The sequence below is a fragment of the Pseudomonas sp. Z1-29 genome, from assembly GCF_051131995.1.
Classification (GTDB): Bacteria; Pseudomonadota; Gammaproteobacteria; order Pseudomonadales; family Pseudomonadaceae; genus Aquipseudomonas.
In genome coordinates, this window is sequence record NZ_CP071645.1 from 3,966,650 (window position 1) to 3,985,754 (window position 19,105).

The 19,105-nt window shown below is 62.1% G+C and carries 17 protein-coding genes; 8 read left to right on the forward strand and 9 right to left on the reverse strand.

Annotation, left to right across the window (positions count from 1 at the left end; genetic code table 11):
• Positions 1-5 precede the first annotated feature (5 nt).
• The 6 genes from J3P84_RS17930 to J3P84_RS17955 all read left to right on the forward strand — a co-directional run bounded on the left by J3P84_RS17930 (position 6) and on the right by J3P84_RS17955 (position 7,436).
• Positions 6-1,010, forward strand: a complete 1,005-nt coding sequence (locus J3P84_RS17930) for a polysaccharide deacetylase family protein (RefSeq protein WP_434569125.1) — start codon at positions 6-8, stop codon at positions 1,008-1,010.
• A complete protein-coding gene (locus J3P84_RS17935) occupies positions 1,007-2,311 on the forward strand; it encodes a lipopolysaccharide biosynthesis protein (protein ID WP_434603527.1) in 1,305 nt (434 codons plus the stop codon). The genes J3P84_RS17930 and J3P84_RS17935 overlap by 4 nt, the downstream gene beginning before the upstream one ends.
• A gap of 536 nt (positions 2,312-2,847) precedes the next feature.
• Complete coding sequence (locus J3P84_RS17940; protein ID WP_434624863.1) at positions 2,848-4,806, forward strand: hypothetical protein; 1,959 nt, start codon at positions 2,848-2,850, stop codon at positions 4,804-4,806.
• The gene (locus J3P84_RS17945; RefSeq protein ID WP_434624865.1) at positions 4,803-5,492 is read left to right on the forward strand and encodes an N-acetyltransferase; all 690 of its coding nucleotides are present in this window, start codon (positions 4,803-4,805) and stop codon (positions 5,490-5,492) included. Before J3P84_RS17940 ends, J3P84_RS17945 begins: the two co-directional genes overlap by 4 nt.
• 5 nt (positions 5,493-5,497) lie before the next feature.
• Entirely contained in the window at positions 5,498-6,670 is a 1,173-nt protein-coding gene (locus J3P84_RS17950) for a GNAT family N-acetyltransferase (RefSeq protein ID WP_434624867.1), read from the forward strand.
• Complete coding sequence (locus J3P84_RS17955; protein WP_434624869.1) at positions 6,642-7,436, forward strand: ChbG/HpnK family deacetylase; 795 nt, start codon at positions 6,642-6,644, stop codon at positions 7,434-7,436. The genes J3P84_RS17950 and J3P84_RS17955 overlap by 29 nt, the downstream gene beginning before the upstream one ends.
• Before the next feature lie 148 nt (positions 7,437-7,584).
• On the opposite strand, the gene J3P84_RS17960 is transcribed toward J3P84_RS17955, so the two are convergent.
• Both J3P84_RS17960 and J3P84_RS17965 read right to left on the reverse strand, forming a co-directional pair.
• Complete coding sequence (locus tag J3P84_RS17960; RefSeq protein ID WP_434624871.1) at positions 7,585-8,127, reverse strand: hypothetical protein; 543 nt, start codon at positions 8,125-8,127, stop codon at positions 7,585-7,587.
• A 96-nt stretch (positions 8,128-8,223) separates the two neighbouring features.
• On the reverse strand, positions 8,224-8,451 hold the full coding sequence (locus tag J3P84_RS17965; protein ID WP_434624873.1) for a hypothetical protein: 228 nt from the start codon (positions 8,449-8,451) through the stop codon (positions 8,224-8,226).
• 171 nt (positions 8,452-8,622) lie between these two features.
• On the opposite strand from J3P84_RS17965, the gene J3P84_RS17970 reads away from it, so the two are divergent.
• A complete protein-coding gene (locus tag J3P84_RS17970) occupies positions 8,623-9,564 on the forward strand; it encodes an alpha/beta hydrolase (protein WP_434624875.1) in 942 nt (313 codons plus the stop codon).
• Between the two features lie 182 nt (positions 9,565-9,746).
• Here the strand turns inward: J3P84_RS17970 and J3P84_RS17975 are convergent, their stop codons facing one another.
• The 6 genes from J3P84_RS17975 to J3P84_RS18000 are packed head-to-tail and all read right to left on the reverse strand — an operon-like array spanning position 9,747 to position 15,701.
• Complete coding sequence (locus J3P84_RS17975; RefSeq protein WP_305495764.1) at positions 9,747-11,489, reverse strand: ABC transporter substrate-binding protein; 1,743 nt, start codon at positions 11,487-11,489, stop codon at positions 9,747-9,749.
• A 51-nt stretch (positions 11,490-11,540) separates the two neighbouring features.
• Entirely contained in the window at positions 11,541-11,813 is a 273-nt protein-coding gene (locus J3P84_RS17980) for a DUF2160 domain-containing protein (protein ID WP_305495766.1), read from the reverse strand.
• A 10-nt stretch (positions 11,814-11,823) separates the two neighbouring features.
• Positions 11,824-12,624, reverse strand: a complete 801-nt coding sequence (locus J3P84_RS17985; RefSeq protein WP_305495769.1) for a carbohydrate ABC transporter permease — start codon at positions 12,622-12,624, stop codon at positions 11,824-11,826.
• A 10-nt stretch (positions 12,625-12,634) separates the two neighbouring features.
• Complete coding sequence (locus J3P84_RS17990; protein ID WP_305495771.1) at positions 12,635-13,501, reverse strand: carbohydrate ABC transporter permease; 867 nt, start codon at positions 13,499-13,501, stop codon at positions 12,635-12,637.
• The gene (locus tag J3P84_RS17995; RefSeq protein WP_434569134.1) at positions 13,498-14,607 is read right to left on the reverse strand and encodes an ABC transporter ATP-binding protein; all 1,110 of its coding nucleotides are present in this window, start codon (positions 14,605-14,607) and stop codon (positions 13,498-13,500) included. Before J3P84_RS17995 ends, J3P84_RS17990 begins: the two co-directional genes overlap by 4 nt.
• Positions 14,607-15,701, reverse strand: a complete 1,095-nt coding sequence (locus J3P84_RS18000) for an ABC transporter ATP-binding protein (RefSeq protein WP_305495775.1) — start codon at positions 15,699-15,701, stop codon at positions 14,607-14,609. Before J3P84_RS18000 ends, J3P84_RS17995 begins: the two co-directional genes overlap by 1 nt.
• Positions 15,702-16,035: 334 nt before the next feature.
• On the opposite strand from J3P84_RS18000, the gene J3P84_RS18005 reads away from it, so the two are divergent.
• Positions 16,036-17,886 carry a sigma-54-dependent Fis family transcriptional regulator gene (locus J3P84_RS18005; RefSeq protein WP_434624880.1) on the forward strand — a complete coding sequence of 617 codons (1,851 nt, stop codon included), beginning with the start codon at positions 16,036-16,038 and terminating at the stop codon, positions 17,884-17,886.
• Between the two features lie 439 nt (positions 17,887-18,325).
• Here the strand turns inward: J3P84_RS18005 and J3P84_RS18010 are convergent, their stop codons facing one another.
• A complete protein-coding gene (locus J3P84_RS18010) occupies positions 18,326-18,856 on the reverse strand; it encodes an anti-virulence regulator CigR family protein (RefSeq protein WP_434624882.1) in 531 nt (176 codons plus the stop codon).
• Positions 18,857-19,105: the final 249 nt, after the last annotated feature.

Below are 19,105 nucleotides of genomic sequence, written 5' to 3' on the forward strand. Positions count from 1 at the left end.
CGCCGATGTCGATCAAACACGTCTTCAAGCGCACCGGCGGCTGGCTGTACCTGAACACGTCGATGGGGCGCCATCCCTTGCGTGGCGCCGGCGTGATCCTGATGTTGCACCGGGTGTTGAACAACGACCGCGCCGCCGAACTGCCGCATCGCAACGAGCTGTGCGTGGGGCCTGACGCGTTCGAACACCTGTTGATCTGGCTGCAACGGCATTTTGAATGCGTGCCGTTGATGAGCTTGCTGCTGGCCGACCCGGAAAGCGTTCCGAACCGTCCGCGGGTGGCCCTGACGTTCGACGATGGCTGGCGCGACAACGCCATGAATGCCTTTCCCCTGCTGCGCCAGTACCAGGTGCCTGCGAGCATTTTCCTGTCCACCGATTTTGTTGGCAGCCGCCAGCATTTCTGGTGGGAAAGCATCGGCGAAACCCTCTGGGGCAGCCATGGGCAGCTGGCGCGGCATTCGCTCATCGAACATTTGCAGCAGGTCGGCCGGCCATTGCCGGTGCTGCTCGATGACATCGACGACGAGCGCCGCAGCCTGGCGCTGCTGCATTTCCTGCAAAGCCTGAAAACCCTCGATGCGCGAACCCTGAGCGATCTCACCGAGGCCTGTCCGCAGGGCTCGCAACCCCAGGCATTGGACTGGACCCAGGTGCGCATGCTCGAAGATTCCGGCCTGATCCGCTTCGGCCCCCACGGTGCCAGCCATGCGATCCTGACCGGGCTGGACGACCAGCGTTTGCACGAGGAACTGACCCGCAGCTGGATAGCTTTGGAAAATGGCTGCGCGCAACCCTTGCCGGTGTATTGCTACCCCAACGGTGATCATGATGCACGGGTACGCGAGCAGGTGGCGGCCCACGGTTTTCCGTTTGCCCTGGGCACCGAGGCCGGGCTGTATCGCCACGATGGCGACCCCTTGAACCTGCCACGCTTCGGCGTCAGCCAGCGCAATGCCTGCCACCCCGAGTTGCTGGCCTGGCGCATCCGCCGAGGAGCCCGCTCATGAGCCGAGCCCATTACCTCAAGCATCTGGCACTGAGCATGGGCACGCGCCTGGCGATGATCGCTCTGCGCCTGCTGCGCAACGTGTTGCTGGCAAGGATCCTCGGGCCCAGCGAGCGTGGGCTGTTTGCATTGCTCAGTACCCTGCCCGACCTGATCAGCGCCGCCACCAGCGGTGGCCTGAATTCCGCCGTCGGTTACCAGGCGGCGCAGCAGCGCTCGATGGGCTTGTTGCTCAGCCAGGTGCTGGTGTTCGGTTGTTTGTTGGCCGGGTTGTTGACCTTGTTGGTGGTGGCGCTGGTGCGGGAATTCGGCGGTGAGCTGGACATCACCACGCAATTGGGATTGCTGGCCTGGCTGCTGTTGCTGGCCGTACCGCTGACCGTGCTCAAGAGTGGCCTGCTGACGCTGCACAATGCCTCGGGTGGCGTGGGCGCATTCAATGCATTGCGGCTGATGGAATCGCTGGCACCGCTGTTGTTGTTCGTGGCGCTGTTCTGGATGTGGCAAGACAAAGCGCTGGAGGCGGCGCTGATCAGTTGGCTGGCGGGCTTGAGCCTGGTGGTGCTGGCCGGCTGGATGTGGTTGCGCCGCGATCATGCGGTCGAGCTGCAGTGGGACCGCGCCGGCCAGAACGAGCTGTTGCGCTACGGCGCCCGCAGCCATCCGGACCTGCTGTTCCAGCAAGTGGTGCTGCGCTCGGATTTCCTGTTCATCGGCGCCCTGCTGGGCAGCACGGCGCTGGGGCATTACGCCATGGCCAGCGCCGCGGCGGAACTGCTGCTGATCGTGCCGGAAGCGGTCACCACGCCGCTGATGAAACGCCTGCTGCAGCAAGACCGCGACATGCAGCGCCTGACCCCGCTGGCCTTGCGCCTGACCGCCACAGTGATGCTCGGTGCCTGCCTGGGCATGGCGCTGATTGGCGAATGGTTGATCGTCACTCTGTTCGGCGCCGCCTATCAACCGGCCTACCCGGCCCTGCTGGCGCTGCTGCCGGGGCTGTTCGGGCTCTGCTACGCAAGCATCCTGCGCCTGGATCTGCTGGGCAAGGACCGACCCGGCACGGTGTCGCTGCTGATGGGCGTCGGCGCGCTGCTGAACCTGGCGCTCAACCTGGTCCTGATACCGCGCTACGGCATCGTCGGCGCGGCCGCCGCGTCGTCGATCGCCTATCTGGGGGTAACGCTGGCGCTGCTGGGCATGTACTGCCGCCTCAGCGGCGTGGCGCTGTGGCAGACACTGATCATCCTGCCCAGCGATTTGCTGCCGATGCGCCAGATGCTGCTGGGGAAATCCGCGTGAACACCGCCGCCCGCCAGACCGCCATCGCGAGCAAGCTCGCTCCCACAGGGTCCAGGGTTGGCAACGGTATTTATATCCACCACACCTCCCCTGTGGGAGCGGGCTTGCTCGCGAAAGCGCTGGGTCAGCTGGCGGTGATGTTGGAGGTGACGGCCCCTTCGCGAGCAGGCTCGCTCCCACAGGGGGGCGGGGTTGGGTATGGTATTTGTGTTCACCACATTCCCACTGTGGGAGCGAGCCTGCTCGCGAAAGCGCTGGGTCAGTTGGCTGGGAGGTTGAAGGTGATGGCCTCTTCGCGGGCAACCCCGCTCCCACAGGGGGGCGCGGTTGGGCAGGGTATTTGTGTTCACCACATTCCCACCGTGGGAGCGAGCCTGCTCGCGAAAGCGTTGGGTCAGCTGGCTGGGAGGTTGAAGGTGACGGCCTCTTCGCGAGCAGGCTCGCTCCCACAGGGGGCTGGGGTTGGGCTCGGTATTTGTGTTCACCACAGACCACCTGTGGGAGCGAGCTTGCTCGCGATGGGGCCCGTGGGGTGCATGGGAAAAATCGGCGCCGGTCTGTGCCTTCTGGCCCTCGCAGCCTCGGCCCATGGCGCGTCCATGCAATGGACCGGCATCCGCGACGGCAGCCTGTACCTGCAGACCGACCAGCCAAGCACTGTGACCGTGCGCTGGGTGCCCGCCTGGCAGGCCGATGCCAATACCGAACACCTCTACCTGCTCGACGGCCAGGGGCGGCTGGCCGGTGAGCGCCTGGTCGAGGCGGCACAGACCCGTGGCGAGCAGCAGTGGCCGCTGCGGCCTGGTGCCGCCAGTTATCGCCTGGAAATTCCCGGCTACAGTTTCCGCCGCTATACGGTAGAGCACGACGCGCGCACCCGTGCCCTGTTCGCTCCGGCCAAAGTGCATTTCAGCGCCGAAGCCCACGATGGCGACGAGTTGTACTTCAAGGTGGCGGCCGGCGAACGCGCAGTGCTGGCGGGTAAATTCCATGGCGGTGTGCACGCGCTGCAAGCCCGGCGCGTCGGCGACGGCAAACAGCTCCAGCTGAATCTCAAACCGTATCGCGCCTATTGGCAGTTCGACCAGATCGCCCTGCCGGTGGCGGATGTCGAGCAAACCTGGCGTCTGCACTTGCAAGGCAACGGCAAGGTAGCGTTCTGGCTCGACGGTAGCGCCAACCTGTTCGCCCAGGACCCGGCGCAGTTGCAGCCGCTGCGCCAGGATCCGGGCCAAACCCACCTGACCCTTCATGACGATGTGCTCGGCCCCACCCCCAGCCTGGGCATGTCCCTGCCCTATGTGTTGCCGCCACCGTCCGCCTACGCGGTGATCGATACCCTCAAGCCCCGAGCGGCCACCTACTACAGTTTCGTCGATGTCACGGCGGCCAAGGCCGACCACGAAGATGCGTTCCGGCGCCTGTACCAGGATCGCTTCGGCATCACCCGGGACATTACCCTCTTGGCCGGCAGCCAACGCAAGGCCGATCTGCGCGCCGACCGGACCAGCAGCAGCGGCTTGCAAGCCTGGCTCGACACGACCCGCGCCCTGGGCGGCAAGGGCCTCCATTACCTGAGTTTCGCCGACGAGCCGAACCTCAACTATCCGGACTTCGCCAGCTTCCAGCAGATGTTCGAAAGCCTGGCCGCCCAGGTCCGCGCCAACGACGCCAATGCCCGCGCCGGAGTGCGCATCGCCATGCCGGCCAGCTCCCGATTCACCAATGGCCCGCTGGCCGAAAACGCGGCGGATCGGCGCGGCATCGATTGGGCACGGCGCCTGCTGGAAACCTCCGGCGACCGGATCGACGCCCTGGCCTGGCATGAATGGATGGTCCGCGACTTGCTGGCGACCCGGGTCTATCGCAACAGCGTCCGCCAGGCCGCCGACCTGGTGGGCCTGGACAGCCAGGGCCGGCCGCGCAAGGCCTTGCTGCTGGATCAGACCAACATTTCCAGCGGCTCGAGCCTCAGCCCCTACGATCAGGAAACGCACTACGCCGCGCTGTGGTGGGCGTCGGTGGCGATCAACGCCTCCGCCGACGGCTGGCTGGACATGCTCAACTGGTTTCAGTCCGCCGACGAGCCGCAATACCCCAAAGGCATGGTGCGAGTGCTGGAGAACCAGCGCTTCGAACTCAAGCCGGTGGGCCTGGCCCAGCAATTCATTCAGCAGCACTGGCTCGACCAGGTGCTGCGCCTGGACAACGACGCGTTTGAAGTCGACGCGCTGGCCATGGCCACCGGGCAGCAGCGCAGCCTGCTGGGCGTGAACAAAAGCACTCGCGCCCATCAAGTCAGCCTGCAGGGCGCGGGCTGCCCGCAGCCCGGCGCCAGCCTGATGTATTTCGGCCCGGACAACATCAGCCGCAATGCCCCGTTCAACTGCAAGGCCGGCCAGGTCGGATTTCTCTTGCCAGGAGAAACCGTATTCGCCCTGCGCTGGACTGCCACCCTTCCCCCCCAACCCGCTATCCGTCAGGAGGCTCCATGAACGCTCTGCAAAAATTGCGTGATCGCATTCAGAAAAAAGGCCTGCGTTCCGTTTTCAAACTGCTGGTACGTCGCTTCGTGTTTTTCCATTCGCAACTGGTATGGCTGGAACACGATGTGAGAATCCCGCTGCGGCCGCACACCCTCAGGCCCTACCCACCGGTACGTCGCGAGTTCATCACCGTCGAAAACGCCGACGCTTTCGCCAGGCATTTCGGCGACCGCGTCGAAACCATGCGCGAGCTGGCCGCCGAAGGTTATACCGGCCTGATGTACCTGGACGACAAGGGCGACACCGTGGGCTTCGTCTGGGCCAGTACACGAGACTATTTTGACCGCCATTTCTATGGCTGCTGGTTCCCGGTCAAGCCTGGCGAATACTTCCAGTTCGGCGGAGAAATGATCCGTGCGTACTGGGGCTCCCAGCTGTCGGCGGACGTACAGACCGACATGTGGAAAGTCATGGCGGACAAGGGCTGCGAAAAAATGGTCGATGTTTGCGACTTGCAGAACACCCCAGCGATCAAGATGCACATCCGCATGGACTTCCAGGAGTGCGGCCAGATCACCCATGTGTATTGCCTGTTCGGTCGCTTCCGGTTCTTCCGCGACACGTTCTACAGCGGCTCGGTACTCGACGCCTTCCGTAAACCGGCCCGGCCGGTTGCATCGGCTGCGGCGGCCTGACGTCCATGGCGATCCGGTTCCAGTGGTGTCGCTCCATGAGCGCGGCGGAGTTTCCTGCAACGGCTTATGAAGAGCTGCGGACCCAGGTGGTCGACGCTACGCCGTTCAATACGCTGGCCTGGTTGCAAGCGGCGGAGTTTGCCCTCGCGCCCGACCAGCAACTCCATGTGCTGCTGGGCTGGCAGGACCAGACACTGTGCCTGTGCCTGCCTCTGGTCGCGGGGCGCGAGCGCATCGGCGGGCTGCGCTTTCGGGTGTTGCATCACTTGGGGTTTCCACTGGCTGACCGTATCGCCCTGTTGGTGCGCCTGGACGCCGACGCCATGGGCCAGGCGCTGATACAGATCCGCCAGCAGGTGCCCCACGCGTTGCTGCAATTGAATGAAGTGATCGAGCCGGTCGGCGAACAAAGTGTGCTCAGTGCCTGGATGGCGCAGAGTTCCACCGGCGAACGGCGGCTCAGTTGCCGGGTCCCGGTGCACCTGATCAGCGACAGTGACCATCAGGAAATCACCGGCGATCCGCGTTACAAGTTGCGCCGCGCGCGCAAGCGGATCGCCGCTTGCGGTGCCGAAATACGTCGGGTGACGCCGGATGCCATCGGCATGGGGCAACTGCTGCGGGCTCTCGCTGAAGTCGAGGCGGCCAGTTGGAAAGGCGAGGAAGGTGTCGGCATCTTCGCCGACCCCGGGCGCCGGCAATGGATGAACCTTGCCTTCACCGCCCTCGCCGCCCAAGGCCTGGTGCGGGTGGTGATGCTGGAGCTGAACGGCGAGTGCATCAGCTATCGCCTCGGCCTGCTCGACCAGGGACGGCTGTATGACTACAACCTGGCGTTCCTGCCGCGGCACGCCGACCTGGGCAGCGGCCGGGTCTTGCTCGAAGAGTGGATCCGCTGGGGGCTGGACGAGAACTGGCGGTGGATCGATGCATCGCGCGTCAGTCTGGAGAATTCCAGCCATCAACTGCACGAACGCATGACCGGCCAACTTGAGCACTGGCGCTGGAGTTTCTATTCCTGGCGGCCCGATGGCCTGCTCCTGGGGTTCGCCCTGCGGCTATGGAAAAGCCTGAAGCCCTGGCTCGGCAAGCGCCGCGCCAAAGCGCCCGCGACAACGTCGCCCACTGCCAAAAAGCCGGAGGACACGCATGCCTCGCCAAGTGATCGTCAACGCTGATGACTTCGGGCTCAGCCTCGATGAAAACGACTTGATTCTGCGAGCCTTCGAGGCAGGCGTGATCAGCTCCGCTACGGCCATGGCCAACATGCCGGGGTTTGACCAGGCGTGTGAGCTGGCCCGACACCCACTGCTTGAAGGGCGCATCGGCCTGCATTTCAATCTCAGCTACGGACCGCCGCTGAGTCAGGCAATCAGGACACGGCAGACATTCTGCAATGCAACCGGCGAATTCGACCTCAACCTGTCGCGCTACAGCCTGCGGCTGAGGACGGATGATCTGGCGGCCGTGGAAGAAGAACTCCAGGCGCAGTGGCAATACTGCCTGGACCGTGGCCTGCGTCCGAGCCATCTGGACTCTCATCAGCATGTACATAACATCTGGCCCGTTGGCGAACTGGTGGCTCGCTTCGCCGCCCGGCAAGGCGTGCCCATGCGCCTGGCACGTAACCTGGGACCGAACCTGAGCGTCGCCAAACGCATCTTCAAAACCCTGCTCAACCGCCGCCTGCGCAGGCTCTGCGGCGCAACGGCGGATTATGTCTGCACGCCAGCGGACCTGCATCACGCGGCGCCACCGAAGCATGGTTCGCTGGAAGTGATCGTTCATCCGCTGCAACTGGACGGGGATTTTGGCGACGCCAGCCTGGCCCTCGACAACTCGCTGACCCAAGTGCTGCACAGGCGCCTGGCGGGGGTGCCGAAGGTGGGGTATGGCGAGAGTGGGCGGGAGTTTGAGCGAGTTGAGTTTGGGGATCTGTACTGACAACGACCCACCAAAGGCTGGTTTGCCGCAGACCCTGTGGGAGCGAGCCTGCTCGCGAAAGCGGAGCGTCAGTCAATGATGATGTCGACTCACCGGGCGCCTTCGCGAGCAGGCTCGCTCCCACAGGGATAACGGTGCTCCGCTTTCCTCAACTGCCCAGGCACGCTCGGGCCAGGGAGGCCCGCCGATCAATGGCTTCGCACAGCCGACGCTTCTGCGTCTCCCAGACGTCGGCCTCGACCCGGGCCGAACGCATCAGCGCCAGCATCGCTTCCTTGGCGTGGACGTACTCTGCCCAGGCATCCCGGATCTTGAGGTTGCGGCGCTCTTCATCGCTCATGTCCATGCGCCTCAGGGCCAGGGTGCATTCGTCGCGGATCAATGGCCCAAGGGTCATCTGAATCTTGTGGGGCGCCTTGAAACATCCGCTACCGGCGACGATGTCCCCGGCCCGGGCCAAGCCCCATTCGAGCGCTTGGCACAACGGTTCGCGCAACGCGCGATCATGGAATTCCTCGACCCAGACGGATCCGTTCGGCCGATAAACACAGATGAATAGTTGCGTCACGCTCTGCTGGTTGATCCGCGCCTGGACCTCGACCTGCGTGCCGTCCTCTAGGACCTCTTCGTGGTTGCGCCCCGCCAGCCGACGGTTCACCCACAGCCAATACGCTGCGCTTCTACGTCGCATCCCGTTGCCCTCCCCCTAAGGAACAGGGAGTAAGGCACACGGATGGGACAAATTCCAGCGATGCAAAGCGGGCTTCTGACGAATGACAGTCGCCACTCAGCGGCCGAGCTTTTTCTCCACCTGCCCGACCTTGTCGCGCAATTTTTCAGCGTCCTGCTCATGGCTCTTGATCGACTTGGGCGTGATCGTCTTGTCGACTTTGTCAGTGGCTGGATCCGGGTGGCGCACATCGCGTTCCACGACGTCCACCGGGTCGCCGGCAGCATCCTTGGCTGGCGCATTGTTGCCGACTTGGCTGGATGTTTTCGAATGTTCGCTCGTCATGACATCGTCCTCGACAGGGTTGAGTATTGAATTTCGAGTGGGGCGAAACGGCGAGAGTTCGATCGGGTTGCATGAAGCCCCGCGCCACAGGCAAACCGTCCGAAATCCCTGCGCGCCCTCCGAGGAATCTGCTAAAACGCAGCTTCTGTCCCCGAGTAGCGAATCGCGTCGATGCCTTCATCCTTACTTTCTCGCCTCAGGCAACGCTGGCTGGCCTGGTTGTTCATGGCCGCGATGGTGGTCGGCCTGCCGGTGGGCTGCGCGGTGTTGCAGCACAAGGAACGCGAGCTGGTGTTTCGCATCGAGCCGGGGACGGCGAGCTGGTTCAGTGGCCTTCCCAGCGGCGTGCAGGAGTTCGACCTCAAGCCCAAGAGCTTCAAGGCCGGGGAAAATATCCACGGCTGGTGGTGGCCGGCCGAACGCAAGAACGCGCCCGCCATCCTGTACCTGCACGGCGTGCGCTGGAACCTGACCGGCCAGCTGTTTCGCATCCAGCAATTGCGGGCGCTGGGCTATTCGGTCATGGCGATCGATTACCGTGGCTTTGGCAAAAGCCAAGGGGGGTTGCCCTCTGAAGCCAGCGTGTACGAGGATGCAAGAATCGCCTGGGAACGTCTTGCGGTGCTGCAACCAGACCCGGCCCTGCGCCTGATCTACGGCCATTCCCTGGGCGGTGCCGTCGCGGTGGATCTTGCGGCGGAGCTGGGTCAGGAGGCGGCAAAAAATGGCACCACCGTGCCCGCCCGAGGCCTGGTCATCGAATCGACCTTCACGTCCTTGGGCGATGTCGCCACCGCCATGGCCAACACTTCCCTGCCGGTACGCTGGCTGCTGTCGCAGAAGTTCGATTCCATCGACAAGATCGGCGAGATCAACATGCCGCTGCTGATCGTGCACGGCGCCGCCGACCGCTACGTACCACCACGCTTCAGCGAGCAGCTGTTCAATGCCGCCCGGGAACCCAAGCGTTTGTTGTTGGTGCCGGGCGCCACGCATAACAACAGCATGAGCCTGGCGGGCCGCACGTATCGGCAGGCGTTGGATGCGTTGATGCATACCCGCCCATCCCCGGTGGCCGGAAACGCCCAGGCAAGCCCGGCCAAGGCGGGCTAGATCAACAATCCCCCTGTGGGAGCGAGCCTGCTCGCGAAGGGGCGAGTACATTCAACATCGGGGCGAACTGACACACCGCTTTCGCGAGCAGGCTCGCTCCCACAGGGGATTGGGTTTACTTCAGAACCGGGGGCAAAAAAAACGGCACCCTTCGGTGCCGTTTCTTCATTGCGGGTGCAGATTTACTTACGCGCCGCCTCCCAAGATTTCAGCAGTTCGGCATAGTTGACCGTCTCGCCTTTAGGCTTCTCGTTCGCCAGTTTCGGCTTCGGTGCGCCCGGTTGATCGAACCAGTATTGCGCGTCGCGCTCAGGGTTCATCTTAGGTGCGCAGGTGGCCTGGGCCTTGGAGCGTTCCAGACGCGTCATGATCGCGTCCTGATCCTTGGCCAGCCCGTCGAGAGCCTGTTGCGGGGTTTTCTCGCCACTGGCCGCTTCGGCGATGTGGCTCCACCACAGTTGCGCCAGGCGTGGATAGTCCGGCACGTTGGTCCCGGTTGGCGACCATTGCACACGGGCCGGGCTGCGATAGAACTCCACCAGGCCACCAAGTTTCGGCGCCAGGTCGGTCATCGCCTGGGAGTTGATGTCCGATTCGCGAATCGGCGTCAGGCCAACGATGGTCTTCTTCAGCGACACGGTCTTGGATGTCACGAACTGCGCGTAGAGCCAGGCCGCGAGGCGCTGTTTCTCAGGCGTCGACTTCATGAAGGTCCAGGAACCCACGTCCTGATAGCCCAGCTTCATGCCCTCTTCCCAATACGGACCGCGTGGCGACGGCGCCATGCGCCATTTCGGCGTGCCGTCGGCGTTCATCACTGGCAGGCCCGGCTTGGTCATGTCGGCGGTGAAAGCGGTGTACCAGAAAATCTGCTGGGCGATGTTGCCTTGGGACGGCACCGGACCGGACTCGGAGAAGGTCATGCCCGCCGCTTCCGGTGGCGCGTATTTCTTCATCCAGTCGACGTACTTGGTGGTGGCGAACACGGCGGCCGGGCCGTTGGTGTCGCCGCCACGGGTGACGCTGGAGCCGACCGGATGGCAGTCTTCGACGCGAATGCCCCACTCGTCCACTGGCAAGCCGTTAGGCAGGCCCTTGTCACCGCCGCCGGCCATGGAGAACCAGGCATCGGTGAAGCGCCAGCCCAGGGACGGATCTTTCTTGCCGTAGTCCATGTGGCCATAGACGCGCTTGCCGTCGATCTCCTTGACGTCTTCGGAGAAGAACTTGGCGATGTCTTCATAGGCCGACCAGTTCACCGGTACACCTAGCTCGTAGCCGTATTTTTCCTTGAACTTGGCCTTCAGGTCGGCACGCTCGAACCAGTCGGCGCGGAACCAGTAGAGGTTGGCGAACTGCTGGTCGGGCAGTTGATAGACCTTGCCGTCCGGCGCGGTGGTGAAGGAGATGCCGATGAAATCCTTGAGGTCGAGGGTCGGCGAGGTGAAATTCTTGCCTTCGTTGGCCATCAGGTCGGTGATCGACTCGGTCTTGCCGTAGCGAAAATGCGTGCCGATCAGGTCCGAGTCATTGACCCAGCCGTCGTAGATGTTTTTGTCGGACTGCATCTGGGTCTGCAGCTTCTCCACCACGTCGCCTTCCTGGAGCAGGTCGTGGGTCAGCTGGATCCCGGTGATTTCGTTAAAAGCCTTGGCCAGTACCTTGGATTCATATTCGTGGGTAGCGATGGTCTCCGAGACCACGTTGATTTTCATCCCGCGAAATGGCTCGGCGGCCTTGATGAACCACTTCAGTTCTTCGAGCTGCTGCTCGGCTGTCAGGGTCGACGGCTTGAATTCGCTGCCGATCCATTTTTTCGCGGCGTCTTCATAGGCGTCGGCCCAGGCCGTAGCGCTCAGCCCGCTGAGTGCCAGCATGGCTGCCAATGAAACGCTATGTCGCAGCTTATTGTTTTTATCGAACATAGAGACCTCCTGTTTGGGTTTAAGAGCCTGATCGTCGTCGAACTTTCGCGACTAGCCCCACCGCATCACTGCCAACAGCCACACCAGAGACAACGCGAACGCTATCCAGATGCTCCAGTCGGTAACGCCGATCACCAGCAGGTGCAGGTAGGCGCTACCGAGAAGACCGATAAACAACCGATCGCCACGGGTCGTGGCAATCGGCAGGAAACCACGCCGAGGGATACTCGGCGAACGCAATTCCCATGTCGTCATGCCCGCCAGCAGCAAGGCAATGACCCCAAAAAACGTCGCCGTCGGGGCGGTCCAGTTCATCCATTCCATCATCGACTCCTCAGACCCGGCCCAGGGCAAAGCCCTTGGCCACGTGGTTGCGAACGAACCAGATCACCAGCATGCCCGGCAGGATGGTCAACACCCCTGCCGCCGCCAGCACGCCCCAGTCAATACCGGACGCCGACACCGTGCGGGTCATGACCGCCGCGATCGGCTTGGCATTCACCGAGGTCAGTGTCCGGGCCAGCAACAGCTCGACCCAGGAGAACATGAAGCAGAAAAACGCCGTGACGCCGATGCCGGAACCGATCAACGGGATAAAGATCTTGGCGAAGAACTTGGGGAAACTGTAGCCGTCAATGTAGGCGGTCTCGTCAATTTCTTTCGGCACGCCGGACATGAAGCCTTCAAGGATCCACACCGCCAACGGCACGTTGAACAGACAGTGGGCCAAAGCTACGGCGATATGGGTGTCGAACAGGCCGATGGACGAGTACAGCTGGAAGAACGGCAACAGGAAAACCGCCGGTGGCGCCATGCGGTTGGTCAGCAGCCAGAAGAACAGATGCTTGTCGCCAAGAAAGCGGTAGCGCGAGAACGCATAGGCCGCCGGCAGCGCGACCGCCAGGGAAATCACCGTGTTCAGGCTCACGTAGTACAGCGAGTTGAGGTAACCGGTGTACCAGCTCGGATCGGTGAAGATCACTTTGTAGTTCTGGAAGGTGAAATCCTGTGGCCACAGCGTCAGGCCACCGAGGATTTCGGTGTTGCTCTTGAACGACATGTTCAGCAGCCAGTAGATGGGCACCAGCAGGAACAGGATGTAGATCAAAAGCGGAATCAGCTTTCTCTTGCTCATTGTGCGGGCCTCAACGGTTGGCGTCGGAGTGCGTCATGGCGGTATAGAACAGCCAGGACACCAACAGAATGATCAGGAAGTACACCAGGGAAAACGCCGCCGCCGGGCCCAGGTCGAATTGACCGATAGCCATCTGCGTCAGGGTCTGGCTGAGGAACGTGGTGGCGTTGCCCGGCCCGCCGCCGGTGAGGACGAACGGCTCGGTGTAGATCATGAAGCTGTCCATGAAGCGCAGCATCACCGCGATCAGCAGCACGCTCTTCATCTTCGGCAACTGGATGTGCCGGAACACCGCCCAGTTCGACGCCCGGTCGATTCGCGCCGCTTGATAATAAACGTCCGGAATGGCCCGCAGCCCCGAATAGCACAGCAGTGCCACCAGCGAAGTCCAGTGCCAGACGTCCATCACCAGCACCGTGACCCAAGCGTCCATGGTGTTGGCCGCGTAGTTGTAGTTGATGCCCATGGCGTTGAGCGTCGAGCCCAGCAGGCCGATGTCGGCGCGCCCGAAAATCTGCCAGATGGTGCCCACCACGTTCCACGGAATCAGCAACGGAATCGCCAGGATGATCAGCACCAGGGACGACCACTTGCCCTTGGTCGGCATGGTCAGGGCGATGGCGATGCCCAGCGGAATTTCAATCAGCAGGACACACGCCGAGTAGATGAACTGGCGCAACAGCGAATCGTGCAGCCGTGGGTCGAGCAGTACCTGCCTGTACCAGTCGGCGCCGACGAAGTAGCGGCTGGACTGGTCGAAGATGTCCTGCACCGAATAGTTGACCACGGTCATCATCGGGATCACGGCACTGAAGGCCACCAGCAGGAACACCGGCAACACCAGCCACCAGGCCTTGTTGTTCTGCACCTTGTTCATGGCTGCACCTCGCCTGCGGATTCAAGCAGATATTCATCGGCATAGACCATCAGCCATTGACCCGGAAAACTGATGTACGCGGTGCCTTCCGGCACAGGCTTGTCTTCGGCGAGGCGGACCTTCAGCGGTGCGCCATCAAGGTTGAGGGTCAGGATCTTGTAGGTGCCGAGGTCTTCGACGTGCACCACGTCAGCCCGCATCGCGTCGTCGTAAGGGCCGTCCCAGACATGCACGAATTCCGGGCGGATGCCGACCTTCAGGCTCTTGCCTTGCGCGTCGGCGACACGCCGCTGCAGGGTTTCGGACAGCGGCAAGTGGGTCGAGGCGAAACCGACGCCACCGGGCTGCGCCTGGACCTCGATCAGGTTCATGCCGGGGCTGCCGATGAAGTAGCCGACGAAGGTGTGGCTCGGACGCTCGAACAGTTCACGCGGTGTGCCGAACTGCACGATCTGGCCGCCGTACATCACCGCGATCTTGTCGGCGAAGGTGGAGGCCTCCAACTGGTCGTGGGTGACGTAGACCATGGTGATGTTGAACTGCTCGTGGATCTGCTTGAGCTTGCGCCGCAGTTTCCATTTCAGGTGCGGATCGATCACCGTCAGCGGCTCGTCGAACAGGATCGCCGAGACATCGTCGCGCACCAGCCCACGGCCCATGGAGACTTTCTGTTTTTCATCGGCGGTGAGGTTGCGGGCCTTCTTGTCCAAAAGGCTCTGCAGGTCGAGAACCTCGGCGATTTCCTGCACCTTGGTGTGGATCCGCGCCTCGGCCATGCCCTGGTTGCGCAGCGGGAACGCCAGGTTGTCGAACACCGTCATGGTGTCGTAGACCACCGGGAACTGGAACACCTGGGCGATGTTGCGCCGCTCCGGGGACAGTTCGTTGACGACTTTGCTGTCGAACATCACCTGCCCTTCGGAAGGGCTGAGCAAGCCGGAAATGATGTTGAGCAAGGTCGACTTGCCGCAACCCGAAGGCCCGAGCAGCGCATAGGCGCCGCCCTGCTCCCAGATGTGGTTCATCTCGCGGATCGCGTAGTCCTCGGGGCCCGCCGGGGTGCTGGTGTAGCTGTGGGCGAGGTTCTGCAAACGAATTTCGGCCATCAGGCAACCCTCGCGATACGTTGCCCTGGGGCTTGGACCAGCTTGCCCTGGGCATCGAAGACAAACAATTTATGGGTCGGGATGTAGATGCGGATCGGCGCGTCGACGTCGTATTCGTGCACGCCGGGCAAATGCAGGACCAGCAGGAAGTGTTCGTTGCGCACGTGCAGGAAGGTCTCGGAACCGCTGATCTCGGCCACCTCGACGGTCACCGCCAGTTCCAGGTCGTCATCGTTGCTCGGCACCAGGGAGATATGGCTGGGACGCACGCCGAAACGGAACTCGCCCTCGCCCACCGGGCGCAGGTCGACGTTCAGCGGGAAGTGCACAAAGTTGGCGAAGCTGACTTCATTGCCGGCAATGCGTCCCGGCATGAGATTGATCGGAGGTTCGGAAAACAGCTCGGCGGCCAGCACGGTTTGCGGTTGGTGATAAACGGAAGACGACTTGCCGCTCTGGATCACCCGGCCCTCATGCAGGATCGTCGTGGTGCCACCCAGGGCCAGCGCTTCGTTCGGCTCGGTGGTGGCGTAGACGGCGATGGTGTGACGAGCCTGAAACAGCTCGCGCATTTCCTGGCGCAGTTCTTCACGCAGCTTGTAGTCGAGGTTCACCAGCGGCTCGTCGAACAGGATCAGTTCGGCGTCCTTGACCAGCGCACGGGCCATGGCGGTCCGTTGCTGCTGACCACCGGACAGCTCCAGCGGATGACGCTTGAGGAATTTTTCGATCCGCAGCATCTTCGCGGTTTCCAGGACCTTGCCCTGGATGATTTCTTCGGAAATACCGGCCTGGCGCAGCGGCGAGGCGATATTTTCGAATACGGTCATGGTCGGGTAGTTGATGAACTGCTGGTACACCATCGACACATTGCGCAGCCGCACCGGCCGTTTGGTGACATCGACGCCGTTCATCAGGATGCGGCCGCTGTCGGGCTTGTCCAGACCGGCCATCAGGCGCATCAGGCTGGTCTTGCCGGACAGCGTGCGGCCCAGCAGAACGTTGAAGGATCCGGGTTCGAAACTCAGATTGGCATCGTCGATCCAGGTCTGGCCTTCGACGGTGCGACAGATGTGCTCAAGCTGTAATGACATGGCTCGGCCTTTTTATTATTTGGAGTCAAGCGACCTGAGTGCAAAAGCGAAAGCCGTGCCAGAAATCACAAGCTATTGATTCTGTTTGTTTTTCTGCTATCGACGGTAAAACTGGCGTTCATTGCTGAACAGAAGTGAACAATCAGGGATGAACAATTGAACAACGAGCCGGTTGACAATGAACAATATTGAACAACACTGAATGAACGCTACCAGCTGGCCTGACGATATCCCTTGTGGCCGAACACATATGTAGTGTTTGGGCCTGCCCCAGCACAAGGACTCTGTGCGAGACTTGCCACAACAATAAAAACAGCACCTGCGAGAGTGCCCCATGGCCGCACCAGCTCCTGCCTTGTCCCACGAAGCCATCATTCAGGCTTCCTGGTCCCGTTGCCGCGCCTTTGGCCTCAATCACCAGAGCGTACCGGCGTTCGACCCATTGCCGGCCGAGGGCATCGCCCAGTTACTGGAAAGCCAGCATTCACTGGTGCAGACCACCCACCAGGAAGTCCTGCCTTACTACGAGAACATCCTGAGCAATTCCAATTGCCTGATCATGCTGGCCGACAACCAGGGCCAGGTGCTGACCTCCTGGGGCACCCAACGCTTCATCGAACCGAAGCTGGCCCACGGTTTCAGCGCCGGAGCGACCTGGATGGAGCGCTGCACCGGCACCAACGCCATCGGCACCGCGCTGGCCTGTGAACAGGCGGTGCACATCGAACACGATGAACATTTCCTCAAGGCCAACCGTTTCATGACCGGCTCCGCCGCGCCGATCTTCGATGCCGAGCGCAAGGTCATCGCGGTGCTGGACGTCTCCAGCGACAGCTACCTGCCGCCGTCCCACACGCTGGGCATGGTCAAGATGATGAGCCAGACGGTGGAGAACCGGCTGATCCTCAACCTGTTTCGCGGTGAACACTTCCAGCTCACCTTCAACACCGGACTGAACAACCTCGACAGCCAATGGGCCGGGCTGTTGATTTTCGATGAGAGCGGCCAGGTGCTCTCGGCCAACCGCCGCGCCGACAACCTGTTGGGCCTCAGCCTGTCGCGGGTAAGCATCGAAAGCCTGTTCAAGGTCTCGCTGATGGAATTGCTCAACCAGCCCGACGGCCTGCCGTTCGCCTTGCAGGCGTCCGGGCGCAATCGGTTCCAGTGCCTGCTCAAGCGGCCGAAGCAGGTGTCGGTCAAGCCGCGCATCTTTGCCGAAACGACCCCCTCGCCAGCACCCGCCCCTGCCAATACCACCATCAGCCTCAACACCCTGCACTTCGGTGACAGCAGGGTGGAAAAAGCTGTGCGCCAGGCCGAGCGCCTGTTGGAGAAAGACATTCCGCTGCTGATCCACGGCGAGACCGGCGTCGGCAAAGAAGTCTTCGTCAAGGCTTTGCACCAGGCCAGTTCGCGTTGCAAGCAGGCGTTTATCGCAGTCAACTGCGCGGCGATTCCCGCCGAGTTGGTCGAGTCGGAATTGTTCGGTTATGAAAAAGGTGCCTTCACCGGCGCCAACCAGAAGGGCAGCATCGGCCTGATCCGCAAGGCCGATCGCGGCACGTTGTTCCTTGATGAGATCGGCGACATGCCGCTACCGACCCAGGCCCGCTTGCTGCGGGTCTTGCAGGAACGCTGCGTGCAACCGGTGGGCAGCGCCGAGCTGTTCCCGGTGGACATCCGCATCATCTCCGCCACCAACCGCTCGCTGCGCGAACAGGTGCAACTGGGGCGATTTCGTGAAGACCTCTACTACCGCATCGGCGGTCTGACCCTGGAATTGCCGCCCCTGCGCGAACGCAGCGACAAGCAGGCGCTGTTCAAGCGCCTCTGGGAACACCACCGCGAGCCGACCCAATGGGCCGGCCTGAGCCGCGAAGTCCTGGAGCTGTTCGAACGCCACCCCTGGCCGGGCAACCTGCGGCAAGTCAGCAGCGTGCTGCAAGTGGCCCTGGCAATGGCCGAAGAACAACCGATCCGCCCGGAACATCTGCCCGATGACTTTTTTGTCGACCTGGAAATGGAGCCGGTGGAAACACCGGAACCGCTGGCAGTAGACCTGAACGACGCCGAAGACCTGAACCGCCAGTTGCAGGCCGTCGGCGGCAATATTTCCCACCTGGCACGACGCCTCGGCGTGAGCCGCAATACCTTGTACAAACGCCTGCGGCAGTTGGAAAGCTGATACAAAACCTGTGGGAGCCAACCCCACAGGAGATTTTGGTGAATGCGAAACCTTAGGACATCTCGGGAAAATGTGGGAGCGGGCTTGCCCGCGAAGGCGTCGGGTCAGCCAACATCAACGTTGACTGACACTCCGCTTTCGCGAGCAGGCTCGCTCCCACCGGGGATCTGTAGTGGATGCGAAATCTGAGAACAACTCGGAAAATGTGGGAGCGGGCTTGCCCGCGAAGACGTCGGGTCAGCCAACGCCTACGTTGAATGACACTCCGCTTTCGCGAGCAGGCTCGCTCCCACCGGGGATTTGCGGTGGATGCGAAATCTGAGAACAACTCGGAAAATGTTGGAGCGGGGTGGATGCGAAATCTGGGAACAACTCCCACAGAAGTTTTGCTTATCTGCCTGGCACTCCGAAGCGATTGCCATTGCACTCAAGCAGCAGATCAGTCGAAGGCACCGTTGAGCACTTCGTAAATGATGCCGCTGGCGATCGCCACCAGAATCAGGTCGGTACCGACCTGCTGCCATTCGTAACCGTCATAGCGCGGCAGATGTCCCAGCAAACGTCCGTCGAGCTTCTTGGCGATACCGGGGGGCAGCGGCTTGCCCCGGGCGAGGTTCTTCTGGATACCTGGCGGCAGTGCCGGGCCAGGGCTCCAGTAATCGCGATAACCGCCAATCACCCCCAGAACACCGCCACGGTCGATGCTCGGCCCGTTATGCCAATCGCTGCCGCCACCGCCCTGGTTGCCTTTGCTTCCCTGGTTGCCTTTATTGCCAGCATTGCTCTGGTTACCCTTATTGCCATTACCCTGGCCGCCCTTGTTGCCCTGCCCGCCCTTGCCTCCTTGTCCCTGACCTTGATCGACTTGAGCGTTTCCCTTGCCATTGCCCGGGTCCGCGACAGCAAGGCCAGGGCCCGCCGCCAAGGCAAAACAGGTTACTGCAGCAATCAACGAGCGCGATTTGAACATGGCAGTACTCTCAAAAAAGGGAAGAGTCCCTGTAAAGATATAGAGACTAACGGTGATATTAGTTCCATATCACGCTGCGTGTCGGTTACCTGCACCCGGTGCCGCCCTGAACCAAGCAATCAGGCGGCAATTGACCCGGTTTTGTCGTATCAGTGACTTATTCCTGAGGCATGGTTGGAACGCTGCCGCCCCGACAGGCGCCGAAACTTGCCACTGGTCGCCTGTGACAAGTCGCGCACATGACACGGG